Raw genomic sequence first — 17,357 nt, forward strand, 5'->3', positions numbered from 1 at the left:
CGAAGGGTCCCAAATCGTCCGCTCTGCGCGTACCACGCCACCTTAGACGCTCCATATATCCCATCCGGCTCCGGGGTCCCCCGGCGAGGCCGATGGCACACCCCCGGGTGAACCGACCGGGTGAAGCCACGGAGCCGTTCCGGCGCGCCGCCGCAACCCGTCCTGACCACCGGAGCGGCAGGGTGCCGTAAAACAGGAGAGCCTGGGACAAAATCAGGCAGACCGCCCTGGTGGGAATCACCATCCGGATTTCCTGGTTGTCCCAGCACGGAGGGTGAGCCCCGGGCCGGACGGTAGGCTCGCACGCAGAAGCGGGATCTACCCTCCGTGACCGGCACCACCCAGCGTCGAGACCACAGCGCCGTGGCCGACCCGGTCCCCTTTCACGGGGTCACTCTTCACAACGGAAGGAGCCCTGAGACAGGGTGAGCACGACGCCGACGAACGCATTCGAGTGGTCCGAACTGGACGAGCGCACGGTTGACACAGCGCGGGTCCTGGCCATGGACGCCGTCCAGAAGGTCGGCAACGGACACCCCGGGACGGCCATGTCGCTGGCCCCCGCGGCGTACCTGATCTTCCAGCGTTTCCTGCGCCACGACCCGACCGACCCGTCGTGGGTAGGCCGCGACCGGTTCGTGCTGTCCCCCGGGCACACGAGCCTGACCCTCTACACCCAGCTGTACCTGTCGGGCTACGGCCTGGAGCTGGACGACCTCAAGGCCTTCCGCGTCGCGGGCAGCCGCACCCCGGGCCACCCGGAGCACGGCCACACCGCGGGCGTGGAGACCACCACCGGCCCGCTCGGCCAGGGCATCGCCAACGCGGTGGGCATGGCGATGGCCGCCCGCTACGAGCGCGGCCTGTTCGACCCGGACGCCGCCGCCGGCGAGTCCCCCTTCGACCACACCATCTGGGCCATCGTCTCCGACGGCGACCTGGAGGAGGGCATCTCCGCCGAGGCCTCCTCGCTGGCCGGTCACCAGAAGCTGGGCAACCTGGTCGCCCTGTACGACGACAACCACATCTCGATCGAGGGCGACACCGAGACCGCCTTCTCCGAGGACGTCCTCAAGCGCTACGAGGCGTACGGCTGGCACGTCCAGCGGGTCGCCCCGAAGGCCAACGGCGACATCGACGTGGCCGTCCTGGCCGACGCGCTGGCCGCGGCCAAGGCCGAGACCACCCGTCCGTCGATCATCGCGATGCGCACGATCATCGCCTGGCCGGCCCCGGACGCCCAGAACACCGCCAAGGCGCACGGCTCCGCGCTCGGCGCCGCCGAGATCGCCGCCACCAAGAAGGTCCTGGGCTTCGACCCGGAGAAGACCTTCGAGGTCTCCGACAAGGTGATCGAGCACGCCCGCGAGGTCATCAAGCGCGGCAAGGCCGCCCACGCCGAGTGGGAGCAGTCCCTGGAGGCCTGGCGCGCCGCCGACCCGCAGCGCGCCGCCGAGTTCGACCGCATCCAGGCCGGCGAGCTTCCCGAGGGCTGGAAGAAGACCGTCCCGGTCTTCCCCGCCGGCAAGGACGTCGCCACCCGCAAGGCCTCCGGCGAGACCCTCAAGGCGATCGGCGCGGTCATCCCGGAGCTGTGGGGCGGCTCGGCCGACCTCGCCGAGTCCAACCTCACCACCATCGACGAGGACAGCTCGTTCCTCCCCGAGGGCAACCCGCTGAAGAGCGCCAGCCCGTACGGCCGGACGATCCACTTCGGCATCCGCGAGCACGCCATGGGCTCGACCATGAACGGCATCGCCCTGCACGGCAAGACCCGCGTGTACGGCGGCACCTTCCTGGTCTTCGCCGACTACATGCGCCCGGCCGTTCGCCTGGCCGCGCTGATGAAGCTGCCGGTCACCTACGTCTGGACGCACGACTCGATCGGCCTCGGCGAGGACGGCCCGACCCACCAGCCGGTCGAGCACATGGCCTCGCTGCGCGCCATCCCGGGCCTGGCCATGGTCCGCCCGGCCGACGCCAACGAGACGGCCGTCGCCTGGCGCACCGTCATCGAGCGCCAGACCACCCACCCCGGCCCGGTCGGCCTGGCGCTCACCCGCCAGAACGTCCCGACCTTCGACCGCGAGGTCTTCGGCTCCGCCGAGGGCACCGCGAAGGGCGGCTACATCCTGGCCGAGGCCTCCAGCGGCGACCCGCAGGTGATCCTGCTGGGCACCGGCTCCGAGGTCCAGCTGGCCGTCAAGGCCCGCGAGGTGCTGGAGGCCGAGGGCATCGCCACCCGGGTGGTCTCGGTGCCGTCCTTCGAGTGGTTCCAGGAGCAGGACCAGGCCTACCGTGACAGCGTGCTGCCGCCGTCGGTCAAGGCCCGGGTGTCGGTCGAGGCCGGCATCGGCCAGGGCTGGCGCGAGCTGGTCGGCGACCACGGCCGGATCGTCTCGCTGGAGCACTTCGGCGCCTCCGCCGACTACAAGGTGCTCTTCGAGGAGTTCGGCCTGACCGCCGAGCGCGTGGTGGCCGAGGCCCACAACGCCCTCCGTTCCCTTGAGGCCGTCAACCGCTGACGCCCCCCGGGCCGTGCGCCCGCCCGCACGCGGGCGCACGGCCCCCTCTGACTACCCCACGAAGCAGAACAAAAAAGGACTGAAGCACCATGACTGACGCACTGAAGCGCCTCAGCGACGAAGGCGTGGCGATCTGGCTGGACGACCTCAGCCGCAAGCGGCTGAACACCGGCAACCTCGCCGAGCTGGTGCAGAACAAGCACGTGGTGGGCGTTACCACCAACCCGACCATCTTCCAGAAGGCCATCGGCGGCGGCGACGACTCCTACGACGGCCAGCTGCGCGACCTCGCCGTCCGCAAGGTCACCACCGACGAGGCCGTCCGCATGATCACCACCTCGGACGTGCGCGACGCGGCCGACGTGCTGCGCCCGGTCTACGACGCCTCCAACGGCCGCGACGGCCGGGTCTCCATCGAGGTCGACCCGCGCCTGGCGCACGAGACCGCGGCCACCGTGGCCGAGGCCAAGCAGCTGTGGTGGCTGGTCGACCGCCCGAACGTCTTCATCAAGATCCCCGCCACCAAGGCCGGCCTGCCCGCGATCGCCGAGGTGATCGGCCGGGGCATCAGCGTCAACGTCACGCTGATCTTCTCGCTGGAGCGCTACAAGGCCGTCATCGACGCCTACCTGACCGGCCTGGAGGCCGCCAAGGCCAAGGGCCTGGACCTCTCCCAGATCGAGTCGGTCGCCTCCTTCTTCGTCTCCCGCGTGGACACCGAGATCGACAAGCGCCTGGAGAAGATCGGCGGCGACGCCCGGGACCTTCGCTCCAAGGCCGCCCTGGCCAACGCCCGCCTCGCCTACCAGGCGTACGAGGAGGTCTTCGGCTCGGTCGACGGCAAGTCCGCCGGCAGCGCCCGCTGGCGCTCGCTGGAGGCCGCCGGCGCCAAGCCGCAGCGCCCGCTGTGGGCCTCCACCGGTGTCAAGGACCCGGCTCTGCCGGACACCCTGTACGTCACCGAGCTGGTCGCCCCCGGCACGGTCAACACCATGCCCGAGGCCACCCTGGAGGCCACCGCCGACCACGGCGTGGTCACCGGCGGCACCATCGTCCCCAACTACGCCGACGCCAAGGCCGTGATGGACGCCATCGCCGCCGCCGGCGTGGACTACGACGACGTGGTCCAGGTGCTGGAGGACGAGGGCGTGGAGAAGTTCGAGCAGTCCTGGAACGAGCTGCTCGACACCGTCACCGCCTCGCTCGCCTCCTTCGCCGGCGAGAAGTGACCGTTCGCTCACACAGCCAGCGCACGAAAGCGGAGCCCAACAAGTGAGCACTGATTTCCCCGAGTTGACCTCGGAGTCGGACGCGGACGATCTCCCGCCGGCCCCCGTCAACCCGCTTCGTGACCCGGCCGACCGACGGCTCCCGCGCATCGCGGGGCCGTCCGGTCTGGTCATCTTCGGAGTCACCGGCGACCTGTCCCGCAAGAAGCTCATGCCGGCCATCTACGACCTGGCCAACCGCGGTCTGCTGCCGCCGGGCTTCTCTCTCGTCGGCTTCGCCCGGCGCGAGTGGGACGACGAGGACTTCGCCAAGGAGGTCCACGACGCGGTCAAGGACCACGCCCGCACCCCGTTCCGGGAGGAGGTCTGGCAGCAGCTCGCCAAGGGCATGCGCTTCGTCCACGGCACCTTCGACGACGACGACGCCTTCGACAAGCTCCGCGAGACCATCGACGAGCTGGACAAGGCGCAGGGCACCGGCGGCAACTTCGCCTTCTACCTGTCCGTCCCGCCGAAGTTCTTCCCGACCGTCGTCCAGCAGCTCAAGAAGCACGGCCTGGCCGACCCCCCGCAGGGCTCGTGGCGCCGCGCGGTCATCGAGAAGCCCTTCGGCCACGACCTGGAGAGCGCCCAGGAGCTGAACCGGATCGTCCACGAGGTCTTCCCCCGGGACGAGGTCTTCCGGATCGACCACTACCTGGGCAAGGAGACGGTCCAGAACATCCTGGCGCTGCGCTTCGCCAACCAGATGTTCGAGCCGATCTGGAACCGGTCGTACGTCGACCACGTGCAGATCACCATGGCCGAGGACATCGGCATCGGCGGCCGGGCCGGCTACTACGACGGCATCGGCTCCGCCCGCGACGTCATCCAGAACCACCTGCTCCAGCTGATGGCGCTCACCGCCATCGAGGAGCCGGCGTCCTTCCACCCGAAGGCGCTGGTGGCCGAGAAGCTCAAGGTGCTCAGCGCCGTCAAGCTCCCGGCCGACCTCGGCCGGCACACCGTGCGCGGCCAGTACGCGGCCGGCTGGCAGGGCGGCGAGGAGGTGGTCGGCTACCTGGACGAGGACGGCATCGACCCGGACTCCAAGACCGACACCTTCGCGGCGATCAAGCTGGAGATCAACAACCGCCGCTGGGCGGGCGTCCCGTTCTACCTGCGCACCGGCAAGCGGCTGGGCCGCCGGGTCACCGAGATCGCGGTGGTCTTCCAGCGCGCCCCGTACCTGCCGTTCGACTCCTACGCGACCGAGGAGCTGGGGCAGAACGCCCTGGTCATCCGGGTCCAGCCGGACGAGGGCGTGACGGTGCGGTTCGGCTCCAAGGTGCCGGGCACCTCCTTCGAGGTCCGGGACGTCACGATGGACTTCGCCTACGGCGAGTCCTTCACCGAGTCCAGCCCGGAGGCGTACGAGCGGCTCATCCTCGATGTGCTGCTCGGCGACGCCAACCTGTTCCCGCGTCACCAGGAGGTCGAGCTCTCCTGGCAGATCCTCGACCCGATCGAGAAGTACTGGGACACCCACGGCAAGCCCGCCCAGTACTCCGCGGGGACCTGGGGCCCGGCCGAGGCGGACGAGATGCTCGCACGAGACGGCAGGAGCTGGCGCCGGCCATGAAGATCGACCTCACCAACACGACGTCCAGCAAGATCAACGCCGCGCTGATGGAGGCGCGCCGGGCCAGTGGCTCCACCGCCGCCGGCATGGTGCTCACCCTGGTGATCGTGACCGACGAGGGCAGCGCGTACGACGCCCTCAAGGCCGCCAACGACGCCTCCCGCGAGCACCCCTCGCGCACCCTCGCGGTGATCAAGCGCGCCGGGCGCTCGCCCCGGGCCCGCGCCGAGACCCGGCTGGACGCCGAGATCCTCGTCGGCACCGACGCCGGCTCGGGAGAGACGGTCATCCTGCGCATGCACGGCGAACTCGCCGCGCACGCGCAGTCGGTGGTCCTGCCACTGCTGCTCCCGGACGCCCCGGTCGTCGTCTGGTGGCCCGACAACGCGCCGCTGCACCCGGCGCAGGACCCGCTGGGCGCGCTCGCCCAGCGCCGGATCACCGACGCCGTCACCGCCGAGTCCCCGGTCGGCCAGCTCGCCCAGCGGGCCCAGAGCTACACCCCGGGCGACACCGACCTGGCCTGGACCCGGATCACCGGCTGGCGCTCGATGCTGGCCGCCGCGCTGGACCAGCGGCCGGTCACGATCACCTCCGCGGTGGTCGAGGGCGAGTCCTACAACCCCAGCGTCGAACTGCTCGGCCTCTGGCTGCACAACCGGCTGCACGTGCCGGTCGAGCGGATCGTCACCGGCGGCCCCGGCATCACCGCGGTGCACCTGCGCACCAAGGACGGCGACATCACCCTGGACCGCCCGGACGGCCTGATGGGCACGCTCTCCATGGTCGGTTCCCCGGACCGCCAGGTGGCGCTCAAGCGGCGCGAGACCTCGGAGCTGATCGCCGAGGAACTGCGCCGGCTCGACCCGGACGACATCTACGCGACGGCCGTGCGCACGCCCGTCGACCGGCTGCGCGAGCCGGACACCGCCGAGACGGCGGCGGCCGAGCGGGTCGCCCGCGCGGCGGTCACCGAGGCCGCGGTGGCCAACCCCGCCCGGGTGACCGCCAAGGTCGCGTCCGAGGACGTGGCCGAGGCCGAGGCCGCCGAGAAGGCTCCCGCCAAGAAGCCCGCCAAGCGCGCCGCCAAGGGGAGCGCATGACCAACGCGACCCCGCAGCTGGTCGTCCACCGGGACAAGGAGCTGATGGCACAGGCGGCCGCGGCCCGGCTGATCACCCGGATCGTGGACGCCCAGGCCGCCCGCGGCACCGCCTCGGTGGTGCTCACGGGCGGGCGCAACGGCAACGCCCTGCTGGCCGCGATCGCCGCCTCCCCGGCGCGCGACGCGGTCGACTGGGCGCGGCTGGACCTCTGGTGGGGCGACGAGCGCTTCGTCCCCGCCGGGGACCCGGACCGCAACGCCGTCCAGGCCCGCGCCGAACTGCTGGACTCCGTCCCGCTCGACCCGGCGCGGGTGCACGAGATGCCCGCCTCGGACGGTGCGGACGGCTCGGACGTGGAGGCCGCCGCCGCCCGCTACGCGGAGGAGCTGGCGAAGGCCTCCGGCCCGGGTGACCGGCTCGGCGTCCCGGCCTTCGACGTGCTGCTGCTCGGCGTCGGCCCGGACACCCACGTCGCCTCGCTCTTCCCCGAGCACCCGGGCGTGCGGGAGACCGAGCTGACCGTGGTCGGCGTGCGCGGGGCCCCCAAGCCCCCGCCGACCCGGATCTCGCTCACCCTCCCGGCGATCCGGGCGGCCCGCGAGGTCTGGCTGCTGGCGGCCGGCGCGGACAAGGCGGACGCGGTCGCGATGGCCCTGTCCGGCCCGGGCGAGCTCCAGGCGCCCGCCTCCGGCGCGTACGGCCGCAGCCGCACCCTGTGGCTGCTGGACCGGGCCGCGGCGGAGCAGATCCCGCCCCAGCTGTACCCGCCGGCCTCGGCGTAACGGGCCCGGCAACGCACAAGGGCGCCACCGTCCTCGACGGTGGCGCCCTTCGCTGTCTGTCGTCCGGGTCAGATCTCGCCGCGCAGCTTGGCCAGCGCCTCGGCGAGGATCGCCTCGCCGTCGGCGTCGGTGCGCCGCTCGCGGACGTAGGCGAGGTGGGTCTTGTACGGCTCGTTGCGCGAGGGCGCGGGCGGGTTGTGCTCGTCCTGTCCGGCCGGGAAACCGCACCGCGGGCAGTCCCAGGTGTCCGGGATGACGGCCTCGGCGGCGAAGCTCGGCCGGGTCTCGTGCTTGTTGGCACACCAGAAGGTGATCCGGTTGCGCGGGGCGGACTCGCCGCGCTCCGCCTCGCCCATCGGGCCCGCTCCGACCCTGCTGCCACGGATGGCGTTGCCACTTGCCACGGTCTGACTCCCTGCGTGCTGGTGCGCCGACCCTCCGCGGTGCGCGTCGGTGGCGAAAGTCGTCCTAGTGTAAGCAGGAGTTAAGCGTCCACCGCCATCGCCTCCGCCCCCGACCGTCCCAGGATAGGCGCTCGGGCGACGGGGCGTCAGGGTTACGTCAGCTCTTGTACTTCAGCACCAGGCCCAGCACGATGATGCAGGCGAACCAGGCGAGACCGACCACGATCGTGATGCGGTCCAGGTTGCGCTCGGCCACCGCCGAGCCGCCGCCGGTGGACATCGCGCCGCCACCGAACATGTCCGACAGGCCGCCGCCCTTCCCCTTGTGCAGCAGCACCAGCAGGATCATCAGCAGACTGAAGATGATCAGGGCAATCGAGAACCCGAGAACCACGACGGGACCAACTCTCTCGTATCTTCGGCGACGGGGCCGGACCGCTGACGGCGGTCCGGCCCCAAAGCCTACGTTGCTGCAGCGGCGTTAGCCTACTGCCTGCTCACGGTAGCGCACGATCTTGACGAACTCGTCGGCGTCCAGCGAGGCACCGCCGATCAGGCCGCCGTCGATGTCGGGCTTGGCCATCAGACCGGCCGCGCTCGACGCCTTCACCGAACCGCCGTACAGCACGCGGACCTTGTCGGCCAGCTCGGCGTCGTACAGCTCGGCGATCCGCTTGCGGATGGCGGCGCAGACCTCCTGCGCGTCCTCCGGGGTGGCCACCTCGCCGGTGCCGATCGCCCAGACCGGCTCGTAGGCGACCACGATGGACTCGGCCTGGTGGGCCGGGATGTCCGCCAGGGCGCCGTCCAGCTGGGCGAGGGTGTGCTCGACGTGGGTGCCGGCCTTGCGGACGTCCAGCGGCTCGCCGATGCACAGGATCGGGGTGATCCCGGCCCGGTAGGCGGCCTTGACCTTGGCGTTGACGATCGCCTCGTCCTCACCGTGGTACTGGCGGCGCTCCGAGTGGCCGATCACCGCGAAGGTGCACTTCAGCTTGGCCAGCATCGGGCCGGAGACCTCGCCGGTGTAGGCACCGGAGTCGTGCTGCGAGATGTCCTGCGAGCCGTACTTGATCTTCAGCTTGTCGCCGTCGACCAGGGTCTGCACCGAACGCAGGTCGGTGAACGGCACCAGGACGGCGACCTCGACGGCCTCGTAGTCCTTGTCGGCCAGCGCGAAGGCCAGCTTCTGGGTGTGCTGGATGGCCTCAAGGTGGTTGAGGTTCATCTTCCAGTTGCCCGCCATCAGCGGGAGACGCTCAGTCATTGCTTTCAGCCTTCCAGGGCGGCGAGACCGGGGAGGGTCTTGCCCTCCAGGTACTCGAGGCTGGCGCCACCGCCGGTCGAGATGTGTCCGAATGCGTTCTCGTCGAAGCCCAGGATGCGGACGGCCGCGGCGGAGTCGCCGCCACCGACCACGGTGAACGCGTCGCTGTCCAGCAGCGCCTGGGCCACGGCCTTGGTGCCGTTCGCGTAGTCCGGGTGCTCGAAGACGCCCATCGGGCCGTTCCAGAACACGGTGCCCGCGTCGGCCAGCTTCGCCGCGTACAGCTCGCGGGTCTTCGGGCCGATGTCCAGGCCCTCCTGGTCGGCCGGGATCGCGTCCGCGGCGACGAGCGAGGGGTTGGCCGGGGCCTTGGTCTTGAGGTCGGGGAAGTCCACCGACACCAGGACGTCCACCGGCAGGACGAACTCGACGCCCGTCTCCTCGGCGCGCTTCAGGTAGTCCAGGACGACCGGGATCTGGTCCTCCTGCAGCAGCGAGATGCCGACCTCGTGGCCCTTGGCCTTGAGGAAGGTGTACGCCATGCCGCCGCCGATCAGGATCCGGTCGGCCTTCTTCAGCAGGTTGTCGATCACGCCGAGCTTGTCGGAGACCTTGGCGCCGCCGAGCACGACCACGTACGGGCGCGCGACCTCCTCGGTGAGCTTCTTGAGCACACCGACCTCGGTGGCGATCAGGTCGCCGGCCGCGTGCGGCAGCAGGCCGGGCAGGTCGTAGACCGAGGCGTGCTTGCGGTGCACGGCGCCGAAGCCGTCACCGACGTACAGGTCCGCGAGGGCGGCCAGCTGCTCGGCGAAGGCCTTGCGCTCGGCGTCGTCCTTGCTGGTCTCGCCGGCGTTGAAGCGCAGGTTCTCCAGCAGCGCGACCTCGCCGTCGCCCAGCGCGGCCACGGTGGACTCGGCGCTCTCACCCACGGTGTCGGTGGCGAAGGCGACGTTCTTGCCGAGGATCTCGCCGAGGCGCGCGGCCGCCGGCGCGAGGGAGAACTGCGGGTCCGGCGCGCCCTTGGGGCGGCCGAGGTGGGAGGCGACGACGACCCGGGCGCCGCGCTCGACGAGCTTGGCGATGGTCGGGGCGACGGCGCGGATCCGGCCGTCGTCGGTGATCGTGGTGCCGTCCAGCGGGACGTTCAGGTCGGCACGGACGAACACGCGCTTGCCGGCGACGTCGAGGTCTTCGATGGTCTTCACGGGGATTGGCTCTCCTGGGGAGATGGTTGATGCGCAGAGGCGGCACGGCGCAGGGGCCGCCTGGGAAGTCCTGGTGCGCAGAGCGAGGGCCCGGTCGGCACAGTGCGCCAGCCGGGCCCTCGCCCCTACATCACGTCAGCTCCCGCTGCGTCAGAGCTGGCCGCCGACGAGGGAGGTCAGGTTGACGAGGCGGTTCGAGTAGCCCCACTCGTTGTCGTACCAGCCGAGCACCTTGACCTGGTTGCCCTGGACCATGGTGAGCTGGGAGTCGAAGATGCAGGAGGCCGGGTCGTTGACGATGTCCGAGGAGACGATCGGGTCCTCGGTGTAGGTCAGGATGCCCTTGAGCGGGCCCTCCTGCGAGGCCTTCTGGAAGGCGGCGTTGACCTCGTCCTTGGTCACCTCGCGCTCCAGGGTGACGACCAGGTCGGTGATGGAGCCGGTCGGGACCGGGACGCGCAGCGAGGTGCCGTCCAGCTTGCCCTTCAGCTCCGGCAGGACCAGGGCGGTCGCCTTGGCGGCACCGGTCGAGGTCGGGATGATGTTCTGCGACGCGGCACGGGCGCGACGCAGGTCCTTGTGCGGGAAGTCCAGGGTCACCTGGTCGTTGGTGAACGCGTGGACGGTCGTCATCAGGCCCTTGACGATGCCGAAGTTCTCGTGCAGCACCTTGGCCATCGGCGCCACGCAGTTGGTGGTGCACGAGGCGTTGGAGATGATCGAGTGGTTGGCGGCGTCGTACTTGTCCTCGTTGACGCCCAGGACGATGGTGACGTCCTCGTCGCTCGCGGGCGCCGAGATGATGACCTTCTTGGCGCCGGCGGTGAGGTGCTTCTTCGCGGCCTCGGCCTTGGTGAAGATGCCGGTGGACTCGACGACGATGTCGGCGCCCAGGGCGGCCCACGGCAGGTTGGCGGGGTCACGCTCGGCGCTGACCTGGAAGGTCTTGCCGTCGACGGTGATGCTGTCCTCGGTGTGCGAGACCTCGCCCGGGAAGGTGCCCAGGGTGGTGTCGTACTTGAGCAGGTGAGCCAGGGTCTTCGTGTCAGTGAGGTCGTTGACACCGACGATCTCGATGTCCGCGCCCTGCGCCTTGACCGCGCGGAAGAAGTTGCGGCCGATGCGGCCGAATCCGTTGATGCCTACCCGGATCGTCACGAACCGATCTCCTCGTTAGGTACGCCGGAGCTAAGCCGACGGGGGTGAGATTTGGGAAGTCCCCGACCGCCTATGACCCTACCCCTCCCAGGCCTGGGAGGGCACATCGCGCCACGTGCGACGACCTGGCGTGGCGCGAAATCAGGCCGACCGTCCTTGGCCGTCAGGGCAGTTGGTCCCGGTCAGTGGTCTCTACCAATTTGCGCACACCGGGCGCGTCCGGGTATCCCCTCCGGACACGGCGGCGGCCGGTGCCCGGAATCCGGACACCGGCCGCGGAACAGCCACTCGGTGCGGCGGTCAGTTCATCGCCATCTCGTCGGTGAGGTTGGCCTCGGTGCTCGGCAGGCCGAGCTCGGAGGCGCGCTTGTCCGCCATCGCCAGCAGGCGGCGGATCCGGCCGGCCACCGCGTCCTTGGTCAGCGGCGGGTCGGCGAGCGCGCCCAGTTCCTCCAGCGAGGCCTGCTTGTGCTGCATCCGCAGCTGACCGGCCGCGGCCAGGTGCTCGGGCACCTCCTCGCCGAGGATCTCCAGCGCCCGCGCCACCCGGGCGCCGGCCGCCACCGCGGCGCGGGCCGAGCGGCGCAGGTTGGCGTCGTCGAAGTTGGCCAGGCGGTTGGCGGTGGCCCGGACCTCGCGCCGCATCCGGCGCTCCTCCCAGGCGAGCACCGACTCGTGCGCGCCGAGCCGGGTCAGCAGCGCGCCGATAGCGTCGCCGTCGCGGATCACCACCCGGTCCACGCCGCGCACCTCGCGGGCCTTGGCCGGGATGCCGAGCCGGCGGGCCGCGCCGACCAGGGCGAGGGCGGCCTCGGAGCCGGGGCAGGTGATCTCCAGCGAGGAGGAGCGGCCCGGCTCGGTGAGCGAGCCGTGCGCCAGGAAGGCCCCGCGCCAGGCCGCCTCGGCATCGCAGGTGGCCCCGGAGACGACTGCCGGGGGCAGCCCCCGGATCGGCCGGCCCCGGCCGTCCACGAGGCCGGTCTGGCGCGCGAGCAGTTCGCCGTCCTTGACCACCCGGACGACGAAGCGGCTGCCGCGCCGCAGTCCGCCGGGGGCCATCACCACGAGGTCGGAGGAGTGTCCGAAGATCTCCAGCAGGTCCTTGCGCAGCCGCCGCGCCGCCGCGCCGGTGTCCAGCTCCGCCTCGATCACGATCCGGCCGCTCACGATGTGCAGCCCGCCCGCGAACCGCAGGATCGCCGACACCTCCGCCTTGCGGCAGCAGGCCCTGGTGACCGGGAGCCGGCTGATCTCGTCCTTCACCGCTGGAGTCATCGCCATGGCCCGATCCTTCCATGTGTCCGGAAAATCCGGTCGTACGCTGCCGCCAACAGCTCCGGGTCGTGTCGCGGGGTGCCGTCGGTGCGGGCCACCCGGCCCAGGACCAGGGCGGCGCCCATCCGCTCGGCGGCCTTCTCCAGACCGGCCAGATCCGCCTGGCCGAAGGCGCCGCCGGTGACGGCGCGCTCGTCCACCAGGATCGCATCCACCGCGAGGCCCGGGGCGTGGTCGGCGATGACCTCCAGGTGGCGCTGCGGGGTGAAGCCCTCGGTCTCGCCGGGCTGGGGGGCCAGGTTCAGGGTGAGCAGGCGGCGGGCGCGGGTCTCGGTGAGCGCCTTGGCCAGCTCCGGGACCAGCAGGTGCGGCAGCACGCTGGTGAACCAGGAGCCGGGACCGAGCACCACCCAGTCCGCCTCCCGGACGGCGGTGACCGCCTCCGGGACGGCCGGCGGCCCGTCCGGCAGCAGCCGGATCGACTGCACGGTGCCGGGCGTGACCGCGACGCTGGCCTGGCCGCGGACGGCCGACAGCTCGCCGGGGCGCTCCGGGTCGTGGCCGCGCACGGTCGCCTCGATGTCCAGCGGCACCGCCGACATCGGCAGTACCCGGCCCTGGACGTTCAGCAGCCGGCCGACCCAGTCCAGGGCGGCCACCGGGTCACCGAGCTTCTCCCAGAGCGCGACGATCAGCAGGTTGCCGACCGCGTGGCCGCCGAGCTCGCCGGTGCCGGTGAAGCGCTGCTGGATCACCTCGGACCAGGTGCGCCCCCAGTCGTCGTCCCCGCACAGCGCGGCCAGCGCCTTGCGCAGGTCGCCGGGGGGCAGCACGCCCAGCTCGGTGCGGAGCCGGCCGCTGGAGCCGCCGTCGTCGGCGACGGTGACCACGGCGGTCAGGTCGCTGGTGAGCCGGCGCAGCGCGGAGAGCGAGGCGGACAGGCCCTGGCCGCCGCCGAGCGCGGTGATCCGGGGGGCCGGGTTGGCCCGGGCGGGGCTGCTGCGCGGCCGGCTCGGGACCGGCGGCCGGGCCGGGCCACCCGCCCGGTCGGCACTCCTGTTCTGCGGCTGCCGCCCGGGCACATATCCCGCCACACTCACCTCGCGTTCCTCGCCGCGGCCGCCGGCCCCGCCGGCGGCCCGGCTAGGAGGCGGCGGTCACTCCCGTCCCATGTCACGGTGGACGAGCACCGTCTCCACTCCGTCGGCGATGAGACGCTTGGTCAGGCGCTCGGACATCGCGACGCTGCGGTGCTTGCCACCGGTGCAGCCTACGGCAAGCGTCATGTAGCGCTTCCCCTCGCGGCGGTACCCCTCGGTGATGATGCGCAGGAGCTCGGCGTAGCCGTCCAGGAACTCGTTGGCGCCGGGCTGCTGGAACACGTAGTCGGCGACGTCCGCGTCGGTGCCGGTGCGGGCGCGCAGCTCGGGCACCCAGTGCGGGTTGGGCAGGAAGCGGCAGTCCACCACCAGGTCGGCGTCGACCGGCAGGCCGTACTTGAAGCCGAAGGACATCACGGTGGCGCGCAGCTCGGGCTCGTCGTGGTCGGCGAACTGGGCGTCCAGCTTGGCGCGCAGCTGGTGCACGTTGAGGTTGGAGGTGTCGATCACCAGGTCGGCCTCGCCGCGCAGGTCGCGCAGCAGGTCGCGCTCCTGGGCGATGCCGTCTACGATCCGGCCGTCGGCCTGCAGCGGGTGCGGGCGGCGCACGCTCTCGAAGCGGCGGACCAGCGCGTCGTCGGAGGAGTCCAGGAAGACCACGCTGAGCCGGACGCCGCGCTTCTCCAACTCGTCGAGCGAGGTGAGCAGGTCGTCGAAGAACTGGCGGCCCCGGACGTCCACGACCACGCCGATCCGGGCGACGTTGCCCTGGGAGCGGGCGCCCAGGTCGACCATGGTCGGGATCAGGGCCGGTGGCAGGTTGTCCACCACGAACCAGCCCAGGTCCTCCAGGCACTTCGCGGCGGTGGAGCGGCCGGCTCCGGACATGCCGGAGATGATCACCAGCTCCGGCGCGTTCTCGGCCACGTCTGACACGGTCACTTCGGTTCCCCGCTCTCGGTCTTTCTGCTGGGGAGAACGCGCACGGCGCGACCGCCCTTCCCCTGCCCGGACAGGCGGGCGGGGGCTGGGCGCGCCGTCTGACGGTCGGCGTCGACCGTCATGGCGTCTCCTGGGATGGTGCGGTCTGGGATGCTGCGACCACCGGCTCGGCGGCCGGTTCGGCCCCGTCCTCGATGATCTCGCCGGTAGCGGTGTTCACCGCTGGTGCGACGGGTGTACGGGAGGACAACGCCGCCGCAACAGTCTCCGCCGTGCGGCGTCCGATGCCGGGTACGGCGCAGAGTTCGTCGACGGTGGCGGCCCGGAGCCTCTTCAGCGAGCCGAAGTGCTTGAGCAGCGCCTGGCGGCGAGTCTCGCCGAGGCCCGGGACGGAGTCCAGTTCCCCGGCGGTGAGTCGCTTGGAACGCTTGCTGCGCTGGTAGGTGATCGCGAAGCGGTGGGCCTCGTCGCGGACCCGCTGGAGCAGGTAGAGGCCCTCGCTGGAGCGCGGCAGCACGACCGGGTCGTCCTCGCCGGGCAGCCAGACCTCCTCCAGCCGCTTGGCCAGGCCGCACAGCGCGACGTCGTCGATGCCGAGTTCGTCCAGGGCGCGCTTGGCGGCGGCGACCTGCGGCTGGCCGCCGTCGACGACCAGCAGTTGGGGCGGGTAGGCGAAGCGGCGCGGACGGCCCGTCTCCGGGTCGATCGGGCCGGCCGGGGCCCCGGTGCCGTCGGCGGCGGCGCCCGGGTCGTCGGCCTCGGGGACGACCCACTCGCCGGTCTGCTCGCGCTCCTGGAGGTAGCGGCGGAAGCGCCGACCGATCACCTCGTGCATCGAGCGGACGTCGTCCTGGCCCTCGAAGCCCTTGATCTGGAAGCGCCGGTACTCGCTCTTGCGGGCCAGGCCGTCCTCGAAGACGACCATCGAGGCGACCACGTCCTCGCCCTGGAGGTGGGAGATGTCGAAGCACTCGATGCGCAGCGGCACCGAGTCCAGCTCCAGCGCGTCGGCGATCTCCTGCAGGGCGCGGCTGCGGGTGGTGAGGTCGGAGGCGCGCTTGGTCTTGTGCAGTGCCAGCGCCTGCTGGGCGTTGCGCTGCACGGTGGCCATCAGGTCCTTCTTGTCGCCGCGTTGCGGGATCCGCAGGTCGACCTGGCTGCCGCGCAGGCCGCTCAGCCAGTCCCGGACCGGACCGGCCGGCTCGGGCAGCGCGGGGACGAGCACCTCGCGCGGGACGGACTCGTTGCGCTCGTCCGGGCCGCCGGCACCACCGTAGAGCTGCTGGAGGGCGTGCTCGACCAGGCCGGCGGTGTCGACGTCCTCGACCTTGTCGGTGACCCAGCCGCGCTGGCCGCGCACCCGGCCGCCGCGGACGTGGAAGATCTGGACGGCGGCCTCCAGTTCGTCCTCGGCGACGGCCAGCAGGTCGGCGTCGGTGGCGTCGGCGAGCACGATGGCGTTCTTCTCCATCGCGCGCTTGAGGGCGCCGATGTCGTCCCGCAGCCGGGCCGCCTTCTCGTACTCCATCTCCTCGGCGGCCTCCCGCATCTGCTCTTCCAGCCGGCGCAGGTAGTTGCCGGTGCGCCCGGCCATGAAGTCGCAGAAGTCCTCGGCCAGCGCCCGGTGTTCGTCCGGCGAGACCTTGCCGACGCAGGGCGCGGCGCACTTGCCGATGTAGCCGAGCAGGCAGGGCCGGCCGACCTGCCGGGCGCGCTTGAACACGCCGTTGGAGCAGGTGCGGACGGGGAAGACGCGCAGCAGCAGGTCGACCGTCTCGCGGATCGCCCAGGCGTGCCCGTACGGGCCGAAGTATCGCACGCCCTTCTTGTGCGCCCCGCGCATCACCTGGACCCGCGGGTACTCCTCGTCGAGGGTGACGGCGAGTTCCGGATAGCTCTTGTCGTCGCGGTACTTGACGTTGAACCGCGGGTCGAACTCCTTGATCCAGGAGTACTCCAGCTGGAGCGCCTCGACCTCGGTGGCCACCACCGTCCACTCCACCGAGGCGGCGGTGGTGACCATGGTCGCGGTGCGCGGGTGCAGGCCGGCCAGGTCCTGGAAGTAGGACGACAGGCGCGGCCTCAGGCTCTTGGCCTTGCCGACGTAGATGACCCGTCCGTGGGCGTCACGGAACTTGTAGACGCCCGGTGAGGTCGGGATCGCGCCCGGCGCCGGGCGGTAGGTGCTCGGGTCAGCCATGGGTCCACCGTACCGAGTGGGGCCGGGGCCGCGAAGGAGAGATCGACGGGGCGGAGATCAACGGGGCGGGGATCGACTGGGCGGAGATCAACTGCTTCAGCTCGGGGTCACCTTGAGGTTCCCGCCGTCGACCGTGACGGCGTAGGCGGGCAGCGGCCTGGGGGCCGGGCCGTCCTGGACGGCGCCGTCGGTGATGGCGAACCGGCTGCCGTGGCAGGGGCACTGGATCTGCTGGCTCTTCACCTGGTCGACGACGCAGCCGGCGTGGGTGCAGACGGCGCTGAAGGCCTTGTACTCCCCCGCGGTCGGCTGGGTCACGACGATCTTCTGGTTGCGGAAGACCTTGCCGCCGCCCTCCGGCACCGCCGAGGCCGGGCCGAGGTCCACCGGGCTCTTGGCCGCGCTGCCGGCGCCGGAGGAGCCCGAGGAGGAACCGCAGCCGGCGACCGCCACGGTGCCGCCGGCCGCCAGTACGGCGGCGGCGCCGCAGAGCACGGTGCGGCGGGAGGTGGCGGGGCTGGTCTCGGGGGCCTCTGACAT

The 17,357-nt window shown here is 71.6% G+C and carries 15 protein-coding genes; 5 read left to right on the top strand and 10 right to left on the bottom strand.

All coding sequences use genetic code 11. The annotated features are described in order from the left end of the window. Positions 1-425 precede the first annotated feature (425 nt). From tkt to pgl, 5 genes are all read left to right on the top strand, one after another. Positions 426-2,525, top strand: a complete 2,100-nt coding sequence (gene tkt, locus AB0P03_RS06325; protein WP_363580443.1) for a transketolase — start codon at positions 426-428, stop codon at positions 2,523-2,525. An 89-nt stretch (positions 2,526-2,614) separates the two neighbouring features. Then, on the top strand, positions 2,615-3,754 hold the full coding sequence (gene tal, locus AB0P03_RS06330; protein ID WP_063349514.1) for a transaldolase: 1,140 nt from the start codon (positions 2,615-2,617) through the stop codon (positions 3,752-3,754). Positions 3,755-3,818: 64 nt separating this feature from the next. Further along, the gene (zwf, locus tag AB0P03_RS06335) at positions 3,819-5,375 is read left to right on the top strand and encodes a glucose-6-phosphate dehydrogenase (RefSeq protein ID WP_363580670.1); all 1,557 of its coding nucleotides are present in this window, start codon (positions 3,819-3,821) and stop codon (positions 5,373-5,375) included. Beyond that, entirely contained in the window at positions 5,372-6,478 is a 1,107-nt protein-coding gene (gene opcA, locus AB0P03_RS06340; protein ID WP_363627954.1) for a glucose-6-phosphate dehydrogenase assembly protein OpcA, read from the top strand. The genes zwf and opcA overlap by 4 nt, the downstream gene beginning before the upstream one ends. Continuing rightward, positions 6,475-7,263, top strand: coding sequence for a 6-phosphogluconolactonase (gene pgl, locus AB0P03_RS06345; RefSeq protein ID WP_363627955.1), 789 nt, complete (start codon positions 6,475-6,477; stop codon positions 7,261-7,263). The genes opcA and pgl overlap by 4 nt, the downstream gene beginning before the upstream one ends. 68 nt (positions 7,264-7,331) lie before the next feature. Here pgl and AB0P03_RS06350 read toward each other — a convergent pair whose 3' ends face one another. The 10 genes from AB0P03_RS06350 to AB0P03_RS06395 form a co-directional block, all read right to left on the bottom strand. Further along, positions 7,332-7,667 carry an RNA polymerase-binding protein RbpA gene (locus AB0P03_RS06350; RefSeq protein WP_079135914.1) on the bottom strand — a complete coding sequence of 112 codons (336 nt, stop codon included), beginning with the start codon at positions 7,665-7,667 and terminating at the stop codon, positions 7,332-7,334. Between the two features lie 157 nt (positions 7,668-7,824). Continuing rightward, a complete protein-coding gene (gene secG, locus AB0P03_RS06355; protein ID WP_063349509.1) occupies positions 7,825-8,061 on the bottom strand; it encodes a preprotein translocase subunit SecG in 237 nt (78 codons plus the stop codon). 87 nt (positions 8,062-8,148) lie between these two features. Next, complete coding sequence (tpiA, locus tag AB0P03_RS06360; RefSeq protein WP_363627956.1) at positions 8,149-8,934, bottom strand: triose-phosphate isomerase; 786 nt, start codon at positions 8,932-8,934, stop codon at positions 8,149-8,151. Positions 8,935-8,939: 5 nt separating this feature from the next. Then, positions 8,940-10,142, bottom strand: coding sequence for a phosphoglycerate kinase (locus AB0P03_RS06365; protein ID WP_363580436.1), 1,203 nt, complete (start codon positions 10,140-10,142; stop codon positions 8,940-8,942). Between the two features lie 150 nt (positions 10,143-10,292). Further along, positions 10,293-11,300, bottom strand: a complete 1,008-nt coding sequence (gap, locus tag AB0P03_RS06370) for a type I glyceraldehyde-3-phosphate dehydrogenase (RefSeq protein ID WP_363580434.1) — start codon at positions 11,298-11,300, stop codon at positions 10,293-10,295. A gap of 300 nt (positions 11,301-11,600) precedes the next feature. Further along, complete coding sequence (whiA, locus tag AB0P03_RS06375; protein ID WP_063349505.1) at positions 11,601-12,581, bottom strand: DNA-binding protein WhiA; 981 nt, start codon at positions 12,579-12,581, stop codon at positions 11,601-11,603. Further along, positions 12,572-13,669 carry a uridine diphosphate-N-acetylglucosamine-binding protein YvcK gene (gene yvcK / locus AB0P03_RS06380; protein ID WP_350885867.1) on the bottom strand — a complete coding sequence of 366 codons (1,098 nt, stop codon included), beginning with the start codon at positions 13,667-13,669 and terminating at the stop codon, positions 12,572-12,574. Before yvcK ends, whiA begins: the two co-directional genes overlap by 10 nt. 63 nt (positions 13,670-13,732) lie before the next feature. Further along, complete coding sequence (gene rapZ, locus AB0P03_RS06385) at positions 13,733-14,617, bottom strand: RNase adapter RapZ (RefSeq protein ID WP_350885802.1); 885 nt, start codon at positions 14,615-14,617, stop codon at positions 13,733-13,735. Between the two features lie 118 nt (positions 14,618-14,735). Further along, a complete protein-coding gene (gene uvrC / locus AB0P03_RS06390) occupies positions 14,736-16,817 on the bottom strand; it encodes an excinuclease ABC subunit UvrC (protein WP_363580432.1) in 2,082 nt (693 codons plus the stop codon). A 96-nt stretch (positions 16,818-16,913) separates the two neighbouring features. After that, positions 16,914-17,357 carry a Rieske (2Fe-2S) protein gene (locus AB0P03_RS06395; RefSeq protein ID WP_363580430.1) on the bottom strand — a complete coding sequence of 148 codons (444 nt, stop codon included), beginning with the start codon at positions 17,355-17,357 and terminating at the stop codon, positions 16,914-16,916.

This window comes from Kitasatospora sp. NPDC088779 (assembly GCF_040685395.1).
Classification (GTDB): Bacteria; Actinomycetota; Actinomycetes; order Streptomycetales; family Streptomycetaceae; genus Kitasatospora.